General features: G+C 55.6%; 18 protein-coding genes. 6 read left to right on the forward strand and 12 right to left on the reverse strand.

All coding sequences use genetic code 11. The features are described 5' to 3' along the window. Positions 1–63 precede the first annotated feature (63 nt). Positions 64–333: a DUF3134 domain-containing protein gene (locus BL107_RS01865; protein ID WP_009788567.1), complete on the reverse strand. Its 270-nt coding sequence runs from the start codon at positions 331–333 to the stop codon at positions 64–66. Positions 334–392: 59 nt separating this feature from the next. On the opposite strand from BL107_RS01865, the gene BL107_RS01870 reads away from it, so the two are divergent. Further along, the gene (locus BL107_RS01870) at positions 393–614 is read left to right on the forward strand and encodes a hypothetical protein (RefSeq protein ID WP_009788568.1); all 222 of its coding nucleotides are present in this window, start codon (positions 393–395) and stop codon (positions 612–614) included. A gap of 11 nt (positions 615–625) precedes the next feature. Beyond that, complete coding sequence (locus BL107_RS01875) at positions 626–1,837, forward strand: argininosuccinate synthase (RefSeq protein WP_009788569.1); 1,212 nt, start codon at positions 626–628, stop codon at positions 1,835–1,837. Here BL107_RS01875 and BL107_RS01880 read toward each other — a convergent pair. The 4 genes from BL107_RS01880 to BL107_RS01895 all read right to left on the reverse strand — a co-directional run bounded on the left by BL107_RS01880 (position 1,829) and on the right by BL107_RS01895 (position 4,058). Continuing rightward, complete coding sequence (locus tag BL107_RS01880) at positions 1,829–2,176, reverse strand: hypothetical protein (protein ID WP_009788570.1); 348 nt, start codon at positions 2,174–2,176, stop codon at positions 1,829–1,831. The genes BL107_RS01875 and BL107_RS01880 overlap by 9 nt on opposite strands. Before the next feature lie 41 nt (positions 2,177–2,217). Next, positions 2,218–2,598, reverse strand: coding sequence for a 30S ribosomal protein S6 (rpsF, locus tag BL107_RS01885; RefSeq protein WP_009788571.1), 381 nt, complete (start codon positions 2,596–2,598; stop codon positions 2,218–2,220). An 84-nt stretch (positions 2,599–2,682) separates the two neighbouring features. Beyond that, the gene (locus BL107_RS01890; RefSeq protein WP_009788572.1) at positions 2,683–3,159 is read right to left on the reverse strand and encodes a Tic20 family protein; all 477 of its coding nucleotides are present in this window, start codon (positions 3,157–3,159) and stop codon (positions 2,683–2,685) included. A gap of 29 nt (positions 3,160–3,188) precedes the next feature. Continuing rightward, complete coding sequence (locus BL107_RS01895; RefSeq protein WP_009788573.1) at positions 3,189–4,058, reverse strand: shikimate dehydrogenase; 870 nt, start codon at positions 4,056–4,058, stop codon at positions 3,189–3,191. Positions 4,059–4,171: 113 nt separating this feature from the next. On the opposite strand from BL107_RS01895, the gene dnaK reads away from it, so the two are divergent. Continuing rightward, entirely contained in the window at positions 4,172–6,091 is a 1,920-nt protein-coding gene (dnaK, locus tag BL107_RS01900; RefSeq protein WP_009788574.1) for a molecular chaperone DnaK, read from the forward strand. Between the two features lie 48 nt (positions 6,092–6,139). On the opposite strand, the gene BL107_RS01905 is transcribed toward dnaK, so the two are convergent. Both BL107_RS01905 and psbQ read right to left on the reverse strand, forming a co-directional pair. Next, entirely contained in the window at positions 6,140–7,198 is a 1,059-nt protein-coding gene (locus BL107_RS01905) for an NAD(P)/FAD-dependent oxidoreductase (protein ID WP_369791575.1), read from the reverse strand. Positions 7,199–7,230: 32 nt separating this feature from the next. Continuing rightward, a complete protein-coding gene (psbQ, locus tag BL107_RS01910) occupies positions 7,231–7,680 on the reverse strand; it encodes a photosystem II protein PsbQ (RefSeq protein ID WP_009788576.1) in 450 nt (149 codons plus the stop codon). Between the two features lie 72 nt (positions 7,681–7,752). On the opposite strand from psbQ, the gene purU reads away from it, so the two are divergent. Together purU and BL107_RS01920 are read left to right on the forward strand one after the other, a co-directional pair. Beyond that, on the forward strand, positions 7,753–8,607 hold the full coding sequence (gene purU / locus BL107_RS01915) for a formyltetrahydrofolate deformylase (protein ID WP_198002316.1): 855 nt from the start codon (positions 7,753–7,755) through the stop codon (positions 8,605–8,607). Positions 8,608–8,659: 52 nt separating this feature from the next. After that, a complete protein-coding gene (locus BL107_RS01920; protein WP_009788578.1) occupies positions 8,660–9,880 on the forward strand; it encodes an O-antigen ligase in 1,221 nt (406 codons plus the stop codon). On the opposite strand, the gene BL107_RS01925 is transcribed toward BL107_RS01920, so the two are convergent. The 3 genes from BL107_RS01925 to acnB all read right to left on the reverse strand — a co-directional run bounded on the left by BL107_RS01925 (position 9,816) and on the right by acnB (position 15,639). Then, positions 9,816–11,444, reverse strand: coding sequence for a radical SAM protein (locus tag BL107_RS01925; protein ID WP_071984218.1), 1,629 nt, complete (start codon positions 11,442–11,444; stop codon positions 9,816–9,818). The genes BL107_RS01920 and BL107_RS01925 overlap by 65 nt on opposite strands. Positions 11,445–11,665: 221 nt before the next feature. Continuing rightward, positions 11,666–13,048 (reverse strand): ClC family H(+)/Cl(-) exchange transporter, encoded by a 1,383-nt coding sequence (locus BL107_RS01930; RefSeq protein ID WP_009788580.1) that lies wholly within the window; start codon positions 13,046–13,048, stop codon positions 11,666–11,668. Between the two features lie 8 nt (positions 13,049–13,056). Continuing rightward, positions 13,057–15,639, reverse strand: a complete 2,583-nt coding sequence (gene acnB / locus BL107_RS01935; protein ID WP_037988677.1) for a bifunctional aconitate hydratase 2/2-methylisocitrate dehydratase — start codon at positions 15,637–15,639, stop codon at positions 13,057–13,059. 97 nt (positions 15,640–15,736) lie between these two features. On the opposite strand from acnB, the gene BL107_RS01940 reads away from it, so the two are divergent. Beyond that, positions 15,737–16,789 carry a 3-deoxy-7-phosphoheptulonate synthase gene (locus BL107_RS01940; protein WP_037988679.1) on the forward strand — a complete coding sequence of 351 codons (1,053 nt, stop codon included), beginning with the start codon at positions 15,737–15,739 and terminating at the stop codon, positions 16,787–16,789. Positions 16,790–16,858: 69 nt separating this feature from the next. Here the strand turns inward: BL107_RS01940 and BL107_RS01945 are convergent, their stop codons facing one another. Both BL107_RS01945 and BL107_RS01950 read right to left on the reverse strand, forming a co-directional pair. Continuing rightward, positions 16,859–17,509: a diacylglycerol/polyprenol kinase family protein gene (locus tag BL107_RS01945; protein ID WP_009788583.1), complete on the reverse strand. Its 651-nt coding sequence runs from the start codon at positions 17,507–17,509 to the stop codon at positions 16,859–16,861. Between the two features lie 5 nt (positions 17,510–17,514). Continuing rightward, positions 17,515–18,501: an RpoD/SigA family RNA polymerase sigma factor gene (locus BL107_RS01950; RefSeq protein ID WP_011361027.1), complete on the reverse strand. Its 987-nt coding sequence runs from the start codon at positions 18,499–18,501 to the stop codon at positions 17,515–17,517. Positions 18,502–18,508 lie beyond the last annotated feature (7 nt).

An 18,508-nucleotide genomic window follows, 5' to 3' on the forward strand; every position in this document is an offset into this window, starting at 1 on the left:
GGCTTGGTTCTTGGACCCTAAGGCAGTTGCTTTGACGGATTCAATGGCAGCTTGAGTCGTGCGTCAGGACTCCCACTGCTCTTCGTTTTGTTCGTCGGCGTTGTTGTAGTCCTCTTTTTCGCCCATGAGTGCCGAGAGTTCTTCTTCTTCCACGGTGCTCACTTCAGGTGAGCCAGATTCCTCGTCTGCGACGAGACGTCCACTGGTTTCCAACCAAGACAACAAATCCGGTTCTTCACGCAACGGCAAGACCGGAGCTGGGTCTTTCCGTCCATAACGGGTGAGGGATGGGTTGACGTTGTCTAACGCGTTTGTATCAACCAGAGCACCCATGCGCGACCTGAACCCGGAACCAATCAATCATCATAGATCATCTCGAGACCTGCTCATCAATGCCGAAACCAATGCTGATCGGGTTGGTATGGGGCAGCGCTTTGTTGATCAGTGGGGGACTCCGTTTATGGGGAGAGCTACGCCCCTTTCCCCTGCAGGCGCCTTTTGCGCTGGTTCTCTTGATCGTTTTTCTGCCTTCAATCCTTTTAGGCATTTGGCTTGTGTTGCCGACTGCGTCTGGGGTGGACGACGGGACGCGAGAATCAAACACGTTTGATTAGGAGAGCCGTTGATGGGCCGCGCGAAAAAGGTTGTGCTCGCCTACTCCGGTGGGGTTGATACCAGCGTCTGCATTCCTTATCTCAAGCAGGAATGGGGAGTGGAAGAGGTCATTACCTTTGCTGCGGATCTGGGCCAAGGGGATGAATTGGAGCCCATTCGTCAGAAAGCGCTCGATGCTGGGGCCAGTCAGTCACTTGTCGGAGATCTCATTCAGCCCTTCATCGAAGACTTTGCGTTCCCAGCGATTCGAGCGAATGCTCTTTACGAAGGTCGTTATCCCTTATCCACAGCTTTGGCTCGCCCATTGATTGCCAAGCGACTGGTGGAGGTGGCCCGTGAAGTGGGAGCTGACGCTGTAGCCCATGGCTGTACGGGGAAGGGCAACGACCAGGTGCGTTTTGATGTGGCGATTGCTTCTCTGGCGCCAGACCTCAAGGTGCTGACGCCCGCGAGGGAATGGGGAATGAGCCGAGAAGAAACGATTGCCTATGGCGAACGTTTTGGCATGCCATCGCCGGTGAGCAAAAAATCGCCCTACTCGATTGATCTCAATTTATTGGGACGCAGTATTGAGGCGGGTCCCCTCGAAGATCCGATGGTGGCGCCTCCAGAAGAGGTGTTCGCGATGACGCGTTCGATCACGGATGCACCTGATGCATTTGAAGAGATCGAGATCACGTTTGAGAGCGGTAATCCCGTTGCTATCAATGGCCAACGCTTGGATCCTGTCGCGATGATTCGTCAGGCCAATGCTCTGGCAGGCACCCATGGCATTGGTCGCCTCGACATGATTGAGAACCGTGTGGTGGGAATCAAATCAAGGGAGATTTACGAAACTCCAGGCCTGTTGCTGTTAATCCAGGCGCACCAAGAACTCGAGAGTCTCACCCTCGCCGCGGATGTTCTTCGCAGCAAACGCCAGCTTGAGATGCAGTGGTCTGATTTGGTGTATCAGGGCCTTTGGTTTGGCCCTTTGAAAGAGGCCTTGGATGGCTTCATGGACCGCACCCAAGAGCACGTCAATGGTGTAGTGCGTTTAAGACTGCACAAGGGCAACGCCACCGTGATTGGTCGAGGCTCCAGCGATAGCAGCTTGTACGTGCCCGAAATGGCGTCCTATGGCAGTGAGGATCAATTTGATCATCGGGCTGCTGAGGGGTTCATCTATGTCTGGGGATTGCCGATTCGTCTTTGGGCGGCTTCGAAACGATCGTCACGCTGAACGCCGTCGGGGTCTGAGAAAAGACATCAGCTTGATCCCTGGAAAACGCACCACGTTGTCCGGGGATTTGGTGGATTGCAGTAAGGGGGTATCAGTCGCTGGTGCGTTCTTCGTTTGTTGTTCTGAGAGCAGTTGGTATCGCTCCAGGATGGGTGCCAGGCGTTCTTGGAACTTGCGTTCAAACAAATCGGGTAATTCATTGAGCAAGGCGTCGTAAGCAGCCACTTGCTGCTCAAGCTCTTCGATGCGTTGCTCTAGAAATTTGTCGTGATTGGTCGGAGTAGCAGGATCCAACCATTGCTGTTCTGCTGCCTGTGATTCGGAGTGGGTCGGATCCATGAACGGACGTTATCGCCCGTTCATGGAGACAACAACTGCCTTTAGGAGGCTTCTGGTTCTGGGGTTTCTGCTGCCTGAGCTGGAGCAGGAGCTTCGGTGCCAGGAACCACACGAGGAGCTGGTAAAGGACCCTCCTGCTTCACAGTGAGGTAGCGAATCACGTCTTCGCTAATCCTCATTGCCTTTTCCAGCACTTCAACTTGCTGCCCATCGCCGTTATGGCTGAGTTGCACGTAGATGCCTTCTTTGTGCTTAGCGATCGGATAAGCGAGCCGTCGCTTGCCTCGCATTTGGTTGTCGAGAACCTCGGCACCTGCTTCCACGATCATGTCGCGGTACTTGGTGACGTGGCTTTCAACTTCCTCCTCCGGGATGTCCGGACGGAGGATGTACATGGTCTCGTAATACGGATCGAGCGTCATGGGCTGTGCCGACGGGGGACTTCAGGCTCACCGAAGTGAGCGACGAATCCAATACCTTATCTCCTCGTCTCCGCAAGGCCTTCTTCAGTAGAGCTGCATGCGCACGGCTTGGCTGAGCCCTGGCAGGTCGGGTTCACGCCCCCGAAGGCATTCGATGATCGCGAAAACCAAGATGGCCAGTACAGCGATCACAACAGTGCTCGAGAGTGTTCCCACGAGCAACGTGCCTCCGCCAATGGGTCTCAACAAAATGCTGAAGGCGAAGCTCAGCACAATCACCACAATGTCGGTGAGTAGGGCTTGGAGAGCGTTGAAACGCAGGAAATAAGGCACGTTGGGATTGCGTACAACGCCCAAGAACAAAACGAAGAAGAGCAACAAACCGCCGAACGGCACAACCCGTTGCAACTGAATAAAGGGAATCGCTGGAACAATCAGCAATCTCAAGAGTGGAATTTGGTTGAAGAGTCCATCCATGCCAAGGCCGAATGGAACCGCATCACCCCACGGCAGCAGGTAGATCAGCGGGGCGACGCATCGCTGCCAGAGGGGTATCTCCACGATCGATAGGTGATTTCAATTGACGCTAGCTAGGGCTTTAGGGCTGCTTCGGCAGCACGTCGCATGGTCTCGACTGGAACATCGTTTCGACCACTCCATAGGCGAAGTGATGCAGCACCTTGTTGCACCAGCATTTCCAGCCCATCGATGCATCGGTGTCCTCGGGATTGTCCCCAACTGAGCCAAGCGGTGGGACGCGGTGTGTAGACGAGGTCGTAGAGCACTGCAGACCCTCGCAAGTGGCTCCAGATCGCTTCACCCAGGGGAAACGCTTGGGCCTCCCCGTGTTGTGCCATGCCGACGGGGGTGGTGTTCACAACTAAATCTGCCTGCTCAATGAGCGAAGCAAGCATTGGATTGGAGTGAAGACAAGGGGTGAGTGGGGCGTCGTCGTGTTGCAGATCTTGAATGAACTCGTCTAGGGCATCTCGGCGGCGACCAATCACCGTGATGGAGGCCAATCCAAGGCCCTGTAAGGCAGCTGCAATCGCTCGGGCGGAGCCACCGCAACCGATGATCACCCCACGGCAGTTCTGCCAACTGGATGGTTCACCCAAGGGGGTCAGAAAACCCTCCACATCGGTGTTGGTGCCGTGCCAGCCGCCGGAGTCGAGTGGGATCAGGGTGTTCACGGCGCCAAGCCGTTTTGCGAGAGGGCTGAGTTCCTGGCAAAGCCCAGCCACATCCTGTTTATGGGGGATGGTCACGTTCAGGCCGTGGCAACCCACACCACGTAGTCCTTCAAGAACCTCTTTGAGATTTTGGCTAGTGCAGGGAAGGGGGAGGTAGCTCCAATTCAGTTGCAAGGCCTGAAGTGCAGCGTTGTGCATGGCCGGCGATAGGGAATGCCGCACAGGGTTGCCAAGCAGTCCCACCAGGCCTGTATCACCGTTGATCATCGGGTCGCCGGATCGCTTCTCCAGCCTGCCTGTTCGGGAACCCCACCTCGCCTCTCAAGGGGTCTCCTGATGAGGATGACGCCATTCAGATCACTTTTTAGGGAAGGGCACCGATGGGCAAAGTTGTCGGCATTGACCTTGGCACCACGAACAGCTGCGTTTCTGTGATGGAGGGTGGCAAGCCCACCGTTATCGCTAACGCCGAGGGCTTCCGCACAACGCCCTCCGTTGTTGCTTACACCAAGAACCAAGACCAATTGGTTGGCCAGATCGCCAAACGACAGGCGGTGATGAATCCGGATAACACGTTTTATTCGGTGAAGCGCTTCATCGGTCGTCGGGTTGATGAGGTGAGTGAGGAACAAAAGGAAGTGAGTTATGGAGTCGAAAAATCCGGCTCTAACGTGAAAGTGAAATGTCCTGTGTTGGACAAGCAGTTCGCGCCGGAAGAGGTGTCTGCTCAGGTGTTGAGAAAGTTGGCAGAAGATGCCGGTAAGTACCTAGGAGAGACCGTCACCCAAGCAGTGATCACGGTTCCTGCGTACTTCAACGATTCTCAGCGCCAGGCGACGAAGGACGCTGGAAAGATCGCTGGCCTTGAGGTGCTCCGCATCATCAACGAGCCCACTGCGGCGGCATTGGCCTATGGCCTCGATAAAAAGAGCAACGAACGAATTCTGGTTTTTGACCTTGGTGGCGGCACATTTGATGTCTCCGTTTTGGAGGTTGGCGATGGCGTTTTCGAAGTTCTGTCCACCTCCGGTGACACCCACCTCGGTGGTGATGATTTCGACAAAGTGATCGTTGATCACCTGGCTGCAACGTTCAAATCGAACGAAGGCATTGATTTACGTCAGGACAAGCAAGCTTTGCAGCGGCTTACAGAGGCTGCTGAAAAAGCCAAGATCGAGCTCTCCAATGCCACCCAGAGTGAAATCAATTTGCCGTTCATCACGGCAACTCCTGAGGGACCTAAGCACCTCGATCTCACATTGACGAGGGCCAAATTTGAGGAATTGGCGTCCAATCTGATCGACCGCTGCCGGGTTCCCGTGGAGCAAGCTTTGAAAGACGCCAAGCTGTCTTCGGGTGAACTCGACGAGATCGTGATGGTGGGTGGTTCCACCCGTATCCCAGCCGTTCTTGATCTGGTCAAGCGCACCACGAGCAAAGATCCGAACCAAACGGTCAACCCTGACGAGGTGGTGGCTGTTGGTGCTGCGATTCAGGGGGGCGTTCTTGCTGGAGAGGTGAAAGACATTCTTCTTCTTGATGTCACGCCGTTGTCTTTGGGCGTGGAGACCCTTGGTGGTGTGATGACGAAGATGATCACCCGCAACACCACTGTTCCCACCAAGAAGTCTGAGACCTATTCCACCGCTGTGGATGGTCAGACGAACGTGGAAATTCATGTGCTCCAGGGTGAGCGCGAAATGGCATCTGATAACAAGTCTCTCGGTACCTTCCGGCTCGATGGCATTCCTCCGGCCCCAAGGGGTGTACCGCAAATCGAGGTGACGTTCGATATCGACGCCAACGGAATTCTGAGCGTGACCGCCAAGGACAAGGGCAGCGGTAAGGAGCAGTCGATCTCGATCACGGGTGCATCGACCCTTTCGGATTCAGAGGTCGACAAAATGGTGAAGGACGCCGAGACCAACGCCAGCGCTGATAAGGAGAAGCGTGAGCGCATCGACTTGAAAAACCAAGCTGAAACGCTGGTTTATCAGGCTGAGAAGCAGATGACGGAGCTGGCCGACAAGGTCGATGCCGATGCCAAGGCCAAAGTTGAGGAGAAGCGCGTCAAGCTCAAGGATGCTGTTGAAGCCGAGGACTACGACGCGATGAAGACCTTGCTGGAAGAACTCCAGCAAGAGCTCTACACCGTGGGTGCGTCTGTTTACCAACAAGATGGTGCCCAAGCGGGTGGTGCAGCCCCTGACGGCGATGCCGCAGCCGATGCCAATGGTGGCGCAGGTGGTGGTAACGCTGCCGATGACGTGATCGACGCGGAATTTACAGAGACCAAGTAAGTCGTCGATCACATCCTTTTTCAGTCAAGGGCCCATACAGGGCCCTTTTTATTGGGATTGTGCGAAACCGTTGGCACCCGTAGCGAAGCCATTGGCGATCCACTCAGCTGTTGCGGGAGCGAGTAAAACTCCGTTTCGGTAATGGCCTGAGGCCAAGATCAGTCCCGGTTCAAGTGTCTCGAGCAGTGGAGCAGGGCGGTCCACCGGACGCGCTCGCAAACCGCTCCATTGCTCGATCGGTTCTGCGTTTTTCAACCAGGTTGGTGCCCTGTCGTTCAGAGATCGCATCAGCTCTAAGGGGCTGGGCGACGCTGAATCTCCTGGTTCGACGGTTGCTCCCAAGAGCAACCGATTTGGGCCGTTGGGGATCAAGTTAAATCCCTGATTCACCAACACAGCGGGCCATCCTTGCCAACTGGAGGGTCCATCGGCGCAGTTGAGGGAAAGGGCTTGTCCTAAGACCGGGCTGATGGGACGGCTGTGGCCCAGCGGTTCGATCAGGGCTGGACTTGCCAGTGCTGCACAGATCACGACAGCATCGTGAACGCTTCGATGACCTCCGCTGCAGTTGAGCTGCCAGTCAGGATTCTTGCGAGTGAGGACATCGACGGGCTCTGGGACAAGCTCGACGGCGCGTTCTGCTAGGGCGAAGCGAAGCGCTCTTTGCAGCAGCACTGGGTCGATTCGGCCATCGTTTTCGGAGTGCAGTGCCCCGAACTGAGCGGTTGGCCAAATTGTCCCAACGTTGCTAGGCGGGATGGCCCGTAAACCCAAATGGCTTCGGTCGGATGCGAGCTTCCGCATGCGCTCAAAGGCGGAAGCGTCTTCTGCGACTTGAATCAGGGATCGATCCAGGCTGAGCGCTGGCTCGAACTGTTGCAGCTCTCCAATCCACTGGGGCCAGAGCGCCATGCTGCGCTGACGCAGTCTCCATCCGCGACCACTGGAGCGACGGAAGACATGTCCCATCAGCACACCCAGGGAAGCACTGGTGCCGTTACCTCTGCTAATTCGACGCTCTGTTTCGATGGGCTGATTCAGCCTTGGATCGAAGAGGACGACTTGATGTCCCCGTTGAGACAGCTGCCATGCGGTGCTGAGGCCAATGGCTCCGGCACCAACAACAGCGACGGAATGGGTCAGCTCAAAGCCTCAGCGGGAATGATGTCGGAATAGGCATCAAAGCTTGCAGCAAGACTGCCGTAGGCCTTCTGCATCTGACCGGCATCCTGCAAGCGTGCTGCTTCATCAAGGCCTGCCAAGGCATCTTTTAAAGAGCGCGCCAGCTTGTCGGCATTTTTGCGCTCAGTGCGATCAAGGGATTGGTTGATGAACAACATTTCGCGACCCACTTCCTGCATTGGGCCGTGAATCAAGTTGCGGGTGAAGGTCCAGTCTTCATTGCTCACAAGACGAGCGAGCTCTGGCAAACGTGCTTTCGTGTTCGTGAATGCTTCGGCTTGACGCTTTAGAACGCTCAGATCGACGGGCTTGCTGGATGCGGCTTCACTGCTGGCCGGAATCATCAAACCCCAACAAAGGCCGATGCAGAGGCAGAACGCGGCGAGGCGGCGTATGGCCTTCAGCATGATTAGAAAATAGTTTCTGCGACTTTAACCAGAGGCTTTGTTGCGGGAGAATTTGTTTTTAAAAGTGTTGTGGTGAGTGAGGCCACGGTCATCCTTCAGATGATCTGTCCCGATCGTTCTGGTCTTGTCAGTGAACTCGCGGGGTGGGTGGCTGCGAATGGTGGAAACATCCGCCATGCCGACCATCACACCGATGTGGGTGCTGGCTTGTTCCTGAGTCGGATTGAATGGACGCTCGAGGGGTTTGGAATCCCTCGACAGGCTTTGCCGGAAGCTGTCTGTGCCCTTGCAGAACGGCTCAAGGGTCAGGTTCAGCTGAGTTTTTCTGATGAACTGCCAAAAGTTGCGATCTTGGCGAGTAAGCAGAGCCATTGCTTATTCGACCTGCTCTGGCGCGTGCAGAGCGGAGAGTTGGCAATGCAAGTGCCTTTGGTGATTGCCAATCATCCTGATTTGGAACAGCTTTGCCGGGGCTTTGGCGTGCCCTTCTTTTGTGTTCCGGTGACTCCGGTATCGAAGGCTGAGGCAGAGCTCACAATCCTTCGTTTGCTCGAAGAACACGGGATTGAACTGGTTGTTCTTGCCAAGTACATGCAAGTGCTCAGCTCTGGCTTCCTCGAGCGCTTTCCCGACGTGATCAATATCCATCACTCTTTCCTTCCGGCTTTTAAGGGTGCTCAGCCCTATCACCGTGCTTGGGAGAGAGGGGTCAAATTGATTGGTGCCACAGCGCATTACGTCACAGAAGATCTCGATGACGGACCGATCATTGAGCAGACGACTGTTCACGTCAGTCATCGGGATGAAGTGAGTGATCTGATTCGAAAGGGACGCGACACGGAACGGCTGGCCCTTGCCAGGGCCCTTCGTTTGCATTTGCGACGCCAAGTGATGGTGTATCGCGGCCGTACGGCAGTGTTCGCATGACGGGCCTATTGGCGTGAGACAGCTCTCTGGAGGTCAGGCGTTTCGACTAGGCATGTTTTTGCTTCCGTCCAGTGCGCTGTTGGGGGGTCTCTGTTTTCTGGTGGCTTGCATCAGCGGTAGCCAAGGCCGTGAGCAACCGATCTGGCGCGATCCGTGGATGCAGCCTTTGTTGTTGGCTGGCTTGCTGATGGTGCTGGGGTGTTGTTTTGCCCAGTCCGGTGCTTTGGCCTGGGCGGGCCTGGCCAATTGGCTTCCCTTCTTTTGGGCTTTCTGGGCGTGTCGACCCCACCTTGAGACCGTGAAACAACGTCGCCAGGCGGCTTGGATGCTCGTGGCCGGAACGCTGCCTGTGTTGGTCACGGGGTTCGGACAGATGTTGTTGGGCTGGTCTGGTCCTTGGCAATTCGGGGGTGGCGCGATTGTGTGGTTTGTCGCTCCTGGAGGACAACCCAGCGGCCGTCTTTCTGGCTTATTTGATTACGCCAACATTGCTGGAGCTTGGTTAGGGGTGGTTTGGCCTCTGATGTTGGCGTGTGTGCTGCGTCCGGATGGTTGGTGGCGGCGTGGTGGTGCATTCGCGTTAGTCCTGTCGACGGCTGTTGCGGTGTTGTTCACCCAGTCCAGAAATGCCATGGGCGCTCTTGCGCTTGCGGTGCCGTTGGTGATCGGGCCAATGCAGTGGACCTGGCTGTTGCCGCTTTTGGCGTTGTTGAGCGTGCCTCTGGCTTTGGCGGTGTTGCCAGGCATTCCGATCGGTTTAAAAAGTTGGTCTGCCGCCCTCCTGCCCGATCGAATGGCAGAGCGCCTGTTGGATCAAGAAACGCCGACGGCTTGGAAGCACACCCGCCTAGGCCAGTGGGGTTATGGCATCGAATTGGTGGCGGCCCGCCCTTGGTTCGGATGGGGAGCGGCTGCGTTCAGCGTGCTGTATCCCATCTATGCGGCGAAACGGTGGCATGGCCATTCCCATAATTTGCCGCTGGAATTAGCGATTAGTCATGGGCTGCCGGTCGCTGTTCTCATTGTTGGCACGGTGTTTCTTCTGTTGGTGGTTGCGCTGAAACGTGGAATGTTGCGGCGAGACCCCCTCGAGCGAGCTTGGTGGGCGGCCGCGCTCGTGATGGTGGTGATGCATGCCACCGACCTGCCATTGTTTGACAGCAGGATGAACATCCTTGGCTGGGTGTTGTTCGCTGGATTGGCGAACGTCAGCCAACCGTTAAAGCCTGATCGTGATGCTCTTGCAGCTTCTGGGGAGCCAGCGGACCTCTGAGATGCGTCCAAGGCAAGGTGCGCTGGGTCTCCCATGGGTCATGAACCACCTCTGCCCACGGAGGTGGGAGTGGCTGCGATGGTCCAGGCATGGGCTCCAGTTCACCATTCAACGCAGCGCGGTAGGTCTTTTTCCAACCGCCCATGCTTTCCCGTCCGTCCCCAACGGCAGCGATCACGGGCGCTAAGCGGCGGTCACTTCTGGAGAGCAAGGCCTGAATCACGCTCCAGCCATAACTTTCCGGACGGAATTCAATCCCTTTGGGTTTCAGCTGTTTAGCCAGTCTTTTTAGTCGTTTTTCCGCTTCCGGTCGGACGCCTTGCCATTGGAATGGTGTTTGGGCTTTCGGAACGAATGTGCTCACCCCAAGGGTGAGCCGCAGCCCTTTGGTGTCACGTTTCAGTGCAAGAAGCAGTTCTGCAGTGGCTTCGATGTCGTCATCTGTTTCGGTGGGTAGCCCGGCCATTCCGTACAACTTCAGTCCGGTCAGACCGCCTTGTTTGGCGTGGCGGGCAGCTGCATGGATGGCTTCAGTGGTGAGTTTTTTGTTCACGACTTCTCGCATGCGTTCGCTGCCGCTTTCGATCGCAATCGTGAGCGAGCGGCTGCCGCGTTTCGACAAGATGGTTGCCAGCTCGGGGGTCACGGTGGCGGCCCGTACGGAGCTCACACTGATCCGGGTGCCATCAAAGCGATCCCCATCCAGCCACTGCAGAAGCTCTGAAAACTGAGGATGTTGGGTGACGGATGCTCCCAAAAGCCCGAGGCGCTTGGTGGCGGTTAAGCCTTTTTCAACGGCGGGGATGAGGCCGTCATCAAGCGATGGAGTGCGGAAGGGCAGGGTCAGATAGCTGGCTAAGCAAAATCTGCAAAGTTCCGGGCAACTGCGCACAACCTCCACCATGTGAATGTCGGGCCACGCTGCTTCTGGAGTTACGACTGTGGAGTGGCTGAGAGTGTTTCCACGCCAGGTTTGTTTTTCAACCAGCGCTGGGATAGCTGCATCAATCGGTTCCACAGCCATCAAGGTCCCGTCCGTGTCGTAGCGGGGTGCATAGAGGGAAGGCACATACACCCCGGGCACTTGGGCTAGGTGCCGCAAGCGTTCGTTGCGTGGACTGTGGCGGCACTGCTGCAGGGCATCGATGAAGGCGGGCAGCAGTAATTCGCCGTCTCCAAGGAGCACGGCATCGAAAAAGGGAGCGAGCGGTTCCGGGTTGGCGGTGAGCACTGGTCCGCCGCCGAACACGATGGGGTCATCGTCGTTGCGTTCGGTTGCCCAGATCGGAATGCGTTGGTTGCGTAAAAGCTCAGGAAGCACCGGTCCATCCAATTCCCAACTCAGGGACAGACCGAAGAGGTCGCAGCGTCGCGGTAGTGGATCGCCTTGGTCGGTAAACAGGCGGCGAACGTCAACGTCATGCCGTTGGGCGAGGGTGGCCCAGACAATTTGGTACCCCAGGCTTGTGATGCCCACGGAGTATGTGCTTGGGAAGGCCAGTACAGCCCGTAGTGCACCAGGATCCGGCGGGGCTGGATCAAATAGCAGGGTTTCCTGATTCAGGAGATCAAGATTGTCTTTCGCCTCATCCTGCAGCTTTGCTGGTCAGCCTGACGGAGACGATGCATGGTTTTGTTGGTTTGAAGTCAACACGGTTGATGGACTGAAGGGGATGGGTTGTCAATGCAGCATCGTGTTAATGGAGGCCAATCATTCATTGAAGCTTTTTAGTTTTGGCCGATGTATTTATTCTTTTAGGAGGCTGTAGTAACGGTTATTGGTTTTTATTTTTCGTTCTGTATTTGCTTTGCATCAGCAGCTTCCATGCTCATTTGGCGTTCGTAAATGGAGTGAGGATTGAAGAGTCGGGCGACCAGAAAACTGGTGAGGCAGGCTACCAGGATTGGTTTCAGGATCAGTAGGTCTTTGACCAATGCAAAGGCCAGGAACATCGCAGTGATCGGTGTGCGTGAACAGCCCGCCACGAAAGCGCCCATTCCCGCGAAAACGTAAGTATTGGGCAGATGGCCGGTGAGGGATTGCACCCAATCTCCACAGGCCAGGCCCATGGCTCCTCCAAGGGTGAGCATGGGCATAAACAGCCCGCCCGGTGCGCCCGAGGCCGCGGCAAGGCCAGTGCTGAAGAACAGCACGACGAATCCGGCTAGTGCTTGCGTTACCCCCGTTTCGCTGGCGCCGATCAGGTGAAATAGTTCATCGAGGTTGTGGAAGCTCGATGGCAAGGCGGCATAGACGCTGCCTAAGACGAGTCCACTCAGGCTCATGCGCAAAATCAGCCTATTGCTAAACCAATGCTGTCCTTGGCGTTGCATCATGAGTACGTAGCGGGTGTAAAGCTCCGCTAAAACACCAATTAAGGCTCCAAGGCTGATGAGATAAATCACATCGATGGGAAAAAATTCCACATCAATTGGGAACTTTCGTTCGAGTAAAAAGCCCAGATTGGGTTGGAATCCCTTGCCGCTCGATCCCAGCCCAAATACACCCAATACATCGGCCCATGTGTCGGCTGAAAAGGTGGTGATCAACACCAGTAACAGCACTACTGGTCTTGCTGAATGCAGCAATTCTTCGATCGCATAGATGAAGCCACCGAGCGGTGCGCTGAACACTGCAGCGATTCCTGCCCCTCCTCCGGCTGCAACGATCACGCGCCGAAATGCCACCGGTGCTTTCAGCCATCGCGACATTTGCCAGGCGACGGATCCACCCATTTGTACGGCTGGACCCTCTGGGCCAAGGGGGAAGCCACAGCCGATAGCAATGATTCCAGCCACCAATTTCACAAGGCCCACGCGTAGACCCATGGGAACCGACTTGTGACGGAGAAAACCCATGATGTGGGTGACCCCTGCTCCGCCGGCAGCTGGCGCCAGGTTGCTAATGAGCCACCCGGATACCAAGCCTCCAAACGCACCCAAAACGGGCAATACGATCCAGGCTGGAACGTCATGAAGAAGGTCACGACGCCAATCACTTAAGAGGTGGATACCGCTTTGAAATAACAGGCCGGTGATCGTGGCTCCAAGTCCTGTTAAGGACAGGGCCAAAACCACTACAAACCAGCGGCGTTCGAGCAGGCGTCGAATGCTGCGGCTTGAGATCCGGGGATCGCGATTTTGGTTTGGGTCGCTGTTGTCTTGCAAAGTCGGTCTCAGGCTTGTGCCAGAACAGCCGCTTCGTCATCGGCGCTCATCACTCGCCCTTGGTCTTCGAAGCCAGCAATTTGGTCGAAGTTCAGATAGCGGTAAAGCTCATCCGACATTGGATTGATCTTTTCTGCGGCGATGCGTTGGTACTCCTCGGGGGTAGGAATACGCCCTAAAAGTGCACAAACGGCTGCCAGCTCTGCGCTACCGAGATACACCTGGGCGCCTTTGCCCAAGCGATTGTTGAAGTTGCGTGTGCTGGTGGAGAACACGGTGGTGTCGTCGTCCACACGGGCTTGATTACCCATGCATAGGGAGCATCCAGGCATTTCCATCCGGCTACCAGCTGCTTCGAAGGTGGCGTAGTACCCCTCTTGCTTCAGCATCTCTTCGTCCATCCTTGTGGGTGGACAAACCCAGAGCCGGGCTTTGTTGCTGCCGGAACCTTCCAGCACTTTTGCGGCGGCGCGGTAATGGCCGATGTTGGTCATGCATGAACCAATGAAGACCTCCTGAACGGCATTTCCAGCGACTTCGCTCAGCAGCTTCACATTGTCGGGATCGTTGGGACAGGCCAGAACGGGTTCGGTGAGTTCATCGAGATTGATTTCAAGGATCTCGGCGTATTCCGCATCGGGATCCGCCTCAAGAAGTTGGGGATCGGCCAGCCAGTCCTCCATTGCTTTCACGCGTCGCGCCAGGGTTCGTGCATCGCTGTAGCCCCGCGCAATCATGTTTTTGAGCAAGGCCACATTGCTGCGTAAGTATTCACTCACCGTTGCTTCGGAGAGTTTGATGGTGCAGCCCGCGCAGGATCGCTCTGCTGTGGCGTCGGTGAGTTCAAAGGCCTGTTCGAGCTTCAAATCCGGAAGACCTTCGATTTCCATGATTCGGCCATTGAAAATATTTTTTTTGTTGGCCTTTTCCACCGTGAGCAGACCACGTTGAATGGCCACCCAAGGGATGGCATTCACCACATCGCGCAAGGTCACGCCCGGTTGCAGTGCACCGCTGAATCGCACCAAAACAGACTCCGGCATGTCCAAAGGCATGGCGCCGATGGCTGCGGCAAATGCCACCAAGCCTGAACCGGCTGGAAACGAAATACCAAGGGGGAATCGGGTGTGACTGTCTCCCCCCGTACCAACGGTGTCAGGCAGCAGCATGCGATTCAGCCAGCTGTGGATAATCCCGTCTCCGGGTCGCAGGGCGACTCCTCCGCGCTGAGCAAAGAAATCGGGGAGGTCTTGTTGGGTTTGGAGATCGACAGGCTTCGGATAGGCCGCTGTATGGCAGAAGCTCTGCATTACTAAGTCGGAGGAGAAGCCCAGACAAGCCAGTTCCTTCATTTCGTCACGGGTCATCGGACCTGTGGTGTCTTGAGAGCCGACTGTGGCCATGAGCGGTTCGCAGCTCGTTCCGGGCTGTACACCGGGGAGTCCACAGGCTTTGCCAACCATTTTTTGGGCCAAGGTGAATCCTTTGCCGTTGTTTTGAGGGGTACTCGGGCGAATAAATACCTCTGAGGGAGGAAGTCCCAGCTGGTTGCGAACTTTGTCGGTGAGGGCCCTGCCGATCATGAGAGGAATTCGGCCGCCAGCCCGCACCTCATCGCTGATCGTGCTGGGTTTCAAATCGAAGTGGCTGATCACCGTTCCATCGCGTTCGACCGTGCCGGCATGGGGACGGATCGTGATCACATCACCTGTGTTCAGTTGGCTGACATCACATTCGATCGGAAGCGCGCCGGAATCTTCCGCGGTGTTGAAAAAGATTGGGGCGATTTTGCCGCCGAGAATGACGCCTCCAGCGCGTTTGTTTGGCACGTGGGGAATGTCATTCCCCGTATGCCAAAGAACGGAGTTGATCGCACTTTTTCGTGAGCTGCCTGTGCCCACCACATCGCCGACGTAGGCCACTGGATGGCCGTTCTCTTTCAGCTTCGCAATGGTGTTGAGCCCGTTGGGGTCTCGCGTCTCCAGCATCGCCAGAGCATGCAGGGGGATGTCAGGCCGTGTTGTGGCATGGGTGGCTGGGGAGAGGTCGTCGGTGTTGGTTTCTCCGTCCACCTTGAACACGGTCACGGTGATCGATTCAGCTAGCTCAGTCCGTGACGTGAACCACTCAGCAGCGGCCCAACTGTCGACCACCTGCTTGGCGAAGCGATTGCTGGTGGCCAGGTCCATCACTTCATTGAAGGCGTCGTAAACCAGCAGCGTGCGGCTCAGGCCTTCGGCTGCACATTTGGCCAGTTGCTTATCACTGTTGTTCAGCAGTTCGATCAGGGCAGCCACGTTGTATCCGCCAACCATCGTTCCCAGGAGCCGTGCTGCTTCAAGGGGCGCAACGAAAGGACTGCTCGCGTTGCCCTGGGCCACAGCGCTAAGCCAAGTGGCTTTCACGTAGGCCGCTTCATCAACCCCAGGTGGAATGCGATCACTGAGCAGGTCCAGCAGGATCTGCTTCTGATCTGTCGGCGGATTTTCGAGCAGTTGGGTGAGGTCTTTGGTTTGTTCAGCAGTCAGCGGCAATGCCGGAACGCCCTGGGCTTCTCGTTCTGCGGCCAGCTTGCTGTAGGCGTTCAGCATGGTGATCAAAGTGCGTGGCAGATGTCCATTCTTCATGGACATGGGTCGGTTGATCGAATGCCGGTGCGTAACCTTGGTTTTATCTGGCTTTTTGGTTATGGCCACCACCTCAGATTTGCATGTGGTGGAGACCCGCCCCCTGGTCGCACCCGCTTTATTGCATCAAGATTTAGCGCCGGATGCGAACGCTCTGAACACCGTGACATCAGCACGGAAACGCATCCAAGCCATCCTTCGGGGGGATGACCAACGTTTGCTGGCGGTGGTGGGTCCGTGTTCCGTTCACGATGTTGCAGCGGCGCGTGAGTATGCCGAACGCCTGGCTCCGATCCGAGAGCGCCTCAAAGATCGATTGGAAGTCGTGATGCGGGTGTATTTCGAGAAGCCGAGAACCACCGTTGGTTGGAAAGGGCTAATTAACGATCCACATCTGGATGGTTCGTACGACATCAACACAGGTCTCCGCCGTGCTCGCGGACTTTTGCTGGATTTGGCCCGTGAGGGGATGCCAGCGGCAACAGAGTTGCTGGATCCTGTGGTCCCTCAGTACATCGCTGACTTGATCAGCTGGACCGCGATCGGCGCCCGGACCACCGAGAGCCAAACCCATCGGGAGATGGCCTCTGGATTATCGATGCCGATCGGATATAAAAACAGCACAGATGGCAGCGCCACGATTGCTATTAATGCCATGCAAGCGGCATCGAAGCCCCATCACTTTCTTGGCATCAATCGAGATGGACAGGCTTCGATTGTGAGTACAACGGGTAACCCTGATGGGCATCTTGTACTACGTGGTGGTAATCGAGGAAGCAATTATCACGTTGATGCTGTTAGCGAGGCCGCGGCTGAACTCAAGAAATATGGTCTCGAAAATCGCTTAATGGTGGACTGCAGTCATGCTAATTCCAATAAGGATTTCCGTCGTCAGTCAGACGTGTTGGCCTCGATTGCTGATCAGTTGCGCTCTGGTTCAAAGCATTTGATGGGAGTGATGATTGAGAGTCACTTGGTTGAGGGAAATCAGAAAATACCAGCCGATTTATCGCAACTCACCTACGGACAAAGCATTACCGATGCTTGCATCAGCCTTGAAACAACGGAACAGATTTTGAATGATTTGGCAGAAGCTGTTGGGGCTTCTCACTAACAGCTTCAATCTTGTTGATGAGGCAAATTGAAGGATCTGAAGACAGAGTTTTTTGTGATGTTTATGCCGCTATGGGATCAACATTGACCATGTCAGACCTACCCCTAAGGGAACGGTGAGATTGTCCACTCCTCGCATGCTGATTTGCTCGAGGCCTGTTGCTCCTAATCCAATGGCAATCGCAATCGGTAGCGAGATTATGTGGCTCGTCACATTAGACAGGATCATGAGCACCAGTATTGAAACCATGGCCATGGTTGCGGTGCCACCAATCGATTTCGTTTGCTTAAAGATGATCCATTGAGGTGTCTTGAGTTGCCGTCCGATGAGTCCTGCGAGTCCGTCCCCCAGGGCCATCACCAACACTCCGGCGGTGACGGCATCGGGGCGATCTGGCCAAAACAGCGCCAGCAGAATTGTGATTGCTAACCCATAGGCAATCGTGCCGTAACTGTTCCGATCAACCTCTTCAATGGCAGCGATGAATCGCCATTGATGATTCATGGCAGTGATCAAGGTGATGACTGCCGCACAAGGAATTGCAATGACTGAAGGAATCTCAAAAAGCCAGGCGAGGGGGACAACTGCCCCCGTGCCGATGTGGATGACCTTGCGACTGAGTTCTTTTTGCTGGGGCCAGAGCTGACGCGATATCAGCGCTAATCCCACCACAAAGACCAACCAGATCACAATGATGAGAGGTCCGCCGAATCCTGACAAAGCAATCAGGCGGCTTGCTGATGGTTGGTCATTGTGCGGAGTTTCAAGATTGCTTTTGCTTCTAACTGACGCACGCGTTCGCGAGATACGTTGATCTGTCGACCGATTTCCGCGAGGGTTAATGGCTCTTCTCCTCCGAGACCAAAACGGAGTCGAAGAATTTTCTGTTCGCGCTCATTGAGTTGAGAGAGCCAGCCTCCAAGATGTTCCTTTTGGATGCTTCGATCCATGCCTTCCATGGGCTCTTCCCCGTTGGGATCGGGAATGAGTTCACCAAGGGTGCTGCGATCTTCTTCCCCTCGGGCATGGGCATCGAGGGATGCGCAGGGAGCACTTTGGGTGATCAGATCTTCTAGTTCACGTGGCTCGATGCCCATGGCACTGGCCAGCTCAAGACGGTTGGGCTGACGGCCAAAGCGATGCGAGAGCTCCCGGGAGATCCGGCGCATTTTTGATAATTTCTCGCTGATATGAATCGGTAGACGAATCGTTCTTGCGCTGTTGTCGATGGCGCGCGTCATGCCTTGGCGTATCCACCAGTAGGCATATGTTGAAAATTTGTATCCCATGGCCGGATCAAATTTATCGACGGCACGCTCAAGGCCAATCGCTCCCTCTTGAACGAGGTCGAGCAATTCCAAACCTTGGTTTTGATACTTCTTGGCAACGCTCACAACCAGTCGCAGGTTGGCTGCCATCATTCGATCGCGGGCGCGCTTTCCCATCCGGATCTTGTGTTTTTGCCGGGAGGTGAGTTCCTCTTGTGGCAACTCTTTCAGCTGCTTCATGTCTTGGACATGATGGGCGAGCTCAATTTCTTCGGCTGCAGTGAGCAGTGGAACGCGTCCAATACTGCTCAAGTAAAAGCCAATGGAGTCTGTTGCTAAGCGTCCACTTTGACGTGAAGCTGAGCGGCGTCCGGTGGACGGCAAAGCAGGCTGCTTCCTGGTCGACTGAGTTGTCGACTTGGAAGTCTCCAGAGGGATCCCCATCACCCTG

The organism is Synechococcus sp. BL107 (assembly GCF_000153805.1).
Classification (GTDB): Bacteria; Cyanobacteriota; Cyanobacteriia; order PCC-6307; family Cyanobiaceae; genus Parasynechococcus.

Coding starts and splice junctions, on each gene's coding strand:
- dnaK (WP_009788574.1), top strand. CDS start 4,172: ATGGGCAAAGTTGTCGGCATTGACCTTGGCACCACGAACAGCTGCGTT.
- BL107_RS01950 (WP_011361027.1), bottom strand. CDS start 18,501: ATGGGGATCCCTCTGGAGACTTCCAAGTCGACAACTCAGTCGACCAGG.
- psbQ (WP_009788576.1), bottom strand. CDS start 7,680: ATGCTGAAGGCCATACGCCGCCTCGCCGCGTTCTGCCTCTGCATCGGC.
- BL107_RS01920 (WP_009788578.1), top strand. CDS start 8,660: ATGTTTTTGCTTCCGTCCAGTGCGCTGTTGGGGGGTCTCTGTTTTCTG.
- BL107_RS01895 (WP_009788573.1), bottom strand. CDS start 4,058: ATGATCAACGGTGATACAGGCCTGGTGGGACTGCTTGGCAACCCTGTG.
- BL107_RS01940 (WP_037988679.1), top strand. CDS start 15,737: ATGGCCACCACCTCAGATTTGCATGTGGTGGAGACCCGCCCCCTGGTC.
- acnB (WP_037988677.1), bottom strand. CDS start 15,639: ATGCTGAACGCCTACAGCAAGCTGGCCGCAGAACGAGAAGCCCAGGGC.
- BL107_RS01875 (WP_009788569.1), top strand. CDS start 626: ATGGGCCGCGCGAAAAAGGTTGTGCTCGCCTACTCCGGTGGGGTTGAT.
- BL107_RS01870 (WP_009788568.1), top strand. CDS start 393: ATGCCGAAACCAATGCTGATCGGGTTGGTATGGGGCAGCGCTTTGTTG.
- rpsF (WP_009788571.1), bottom strand. CDS start 2,598: ATGACGCTCGATCCGTATTACGAGACCATGTACATCCTCCGTCCGGAC.
- BL107_RS01880 (WP_009788570.1), bottom strand. CDS start 2,176: ATGGATCCGACCCACTCCGAATCACAGGCAGCAGAACAGCAATGGTTG.
- BL107_RS01865 (WP_009788567.1), bottom strand. CDS start 333: ATGGGTGCTCTGGTTGATACAAACGCGTTAGACAACGTCAACCCATCC.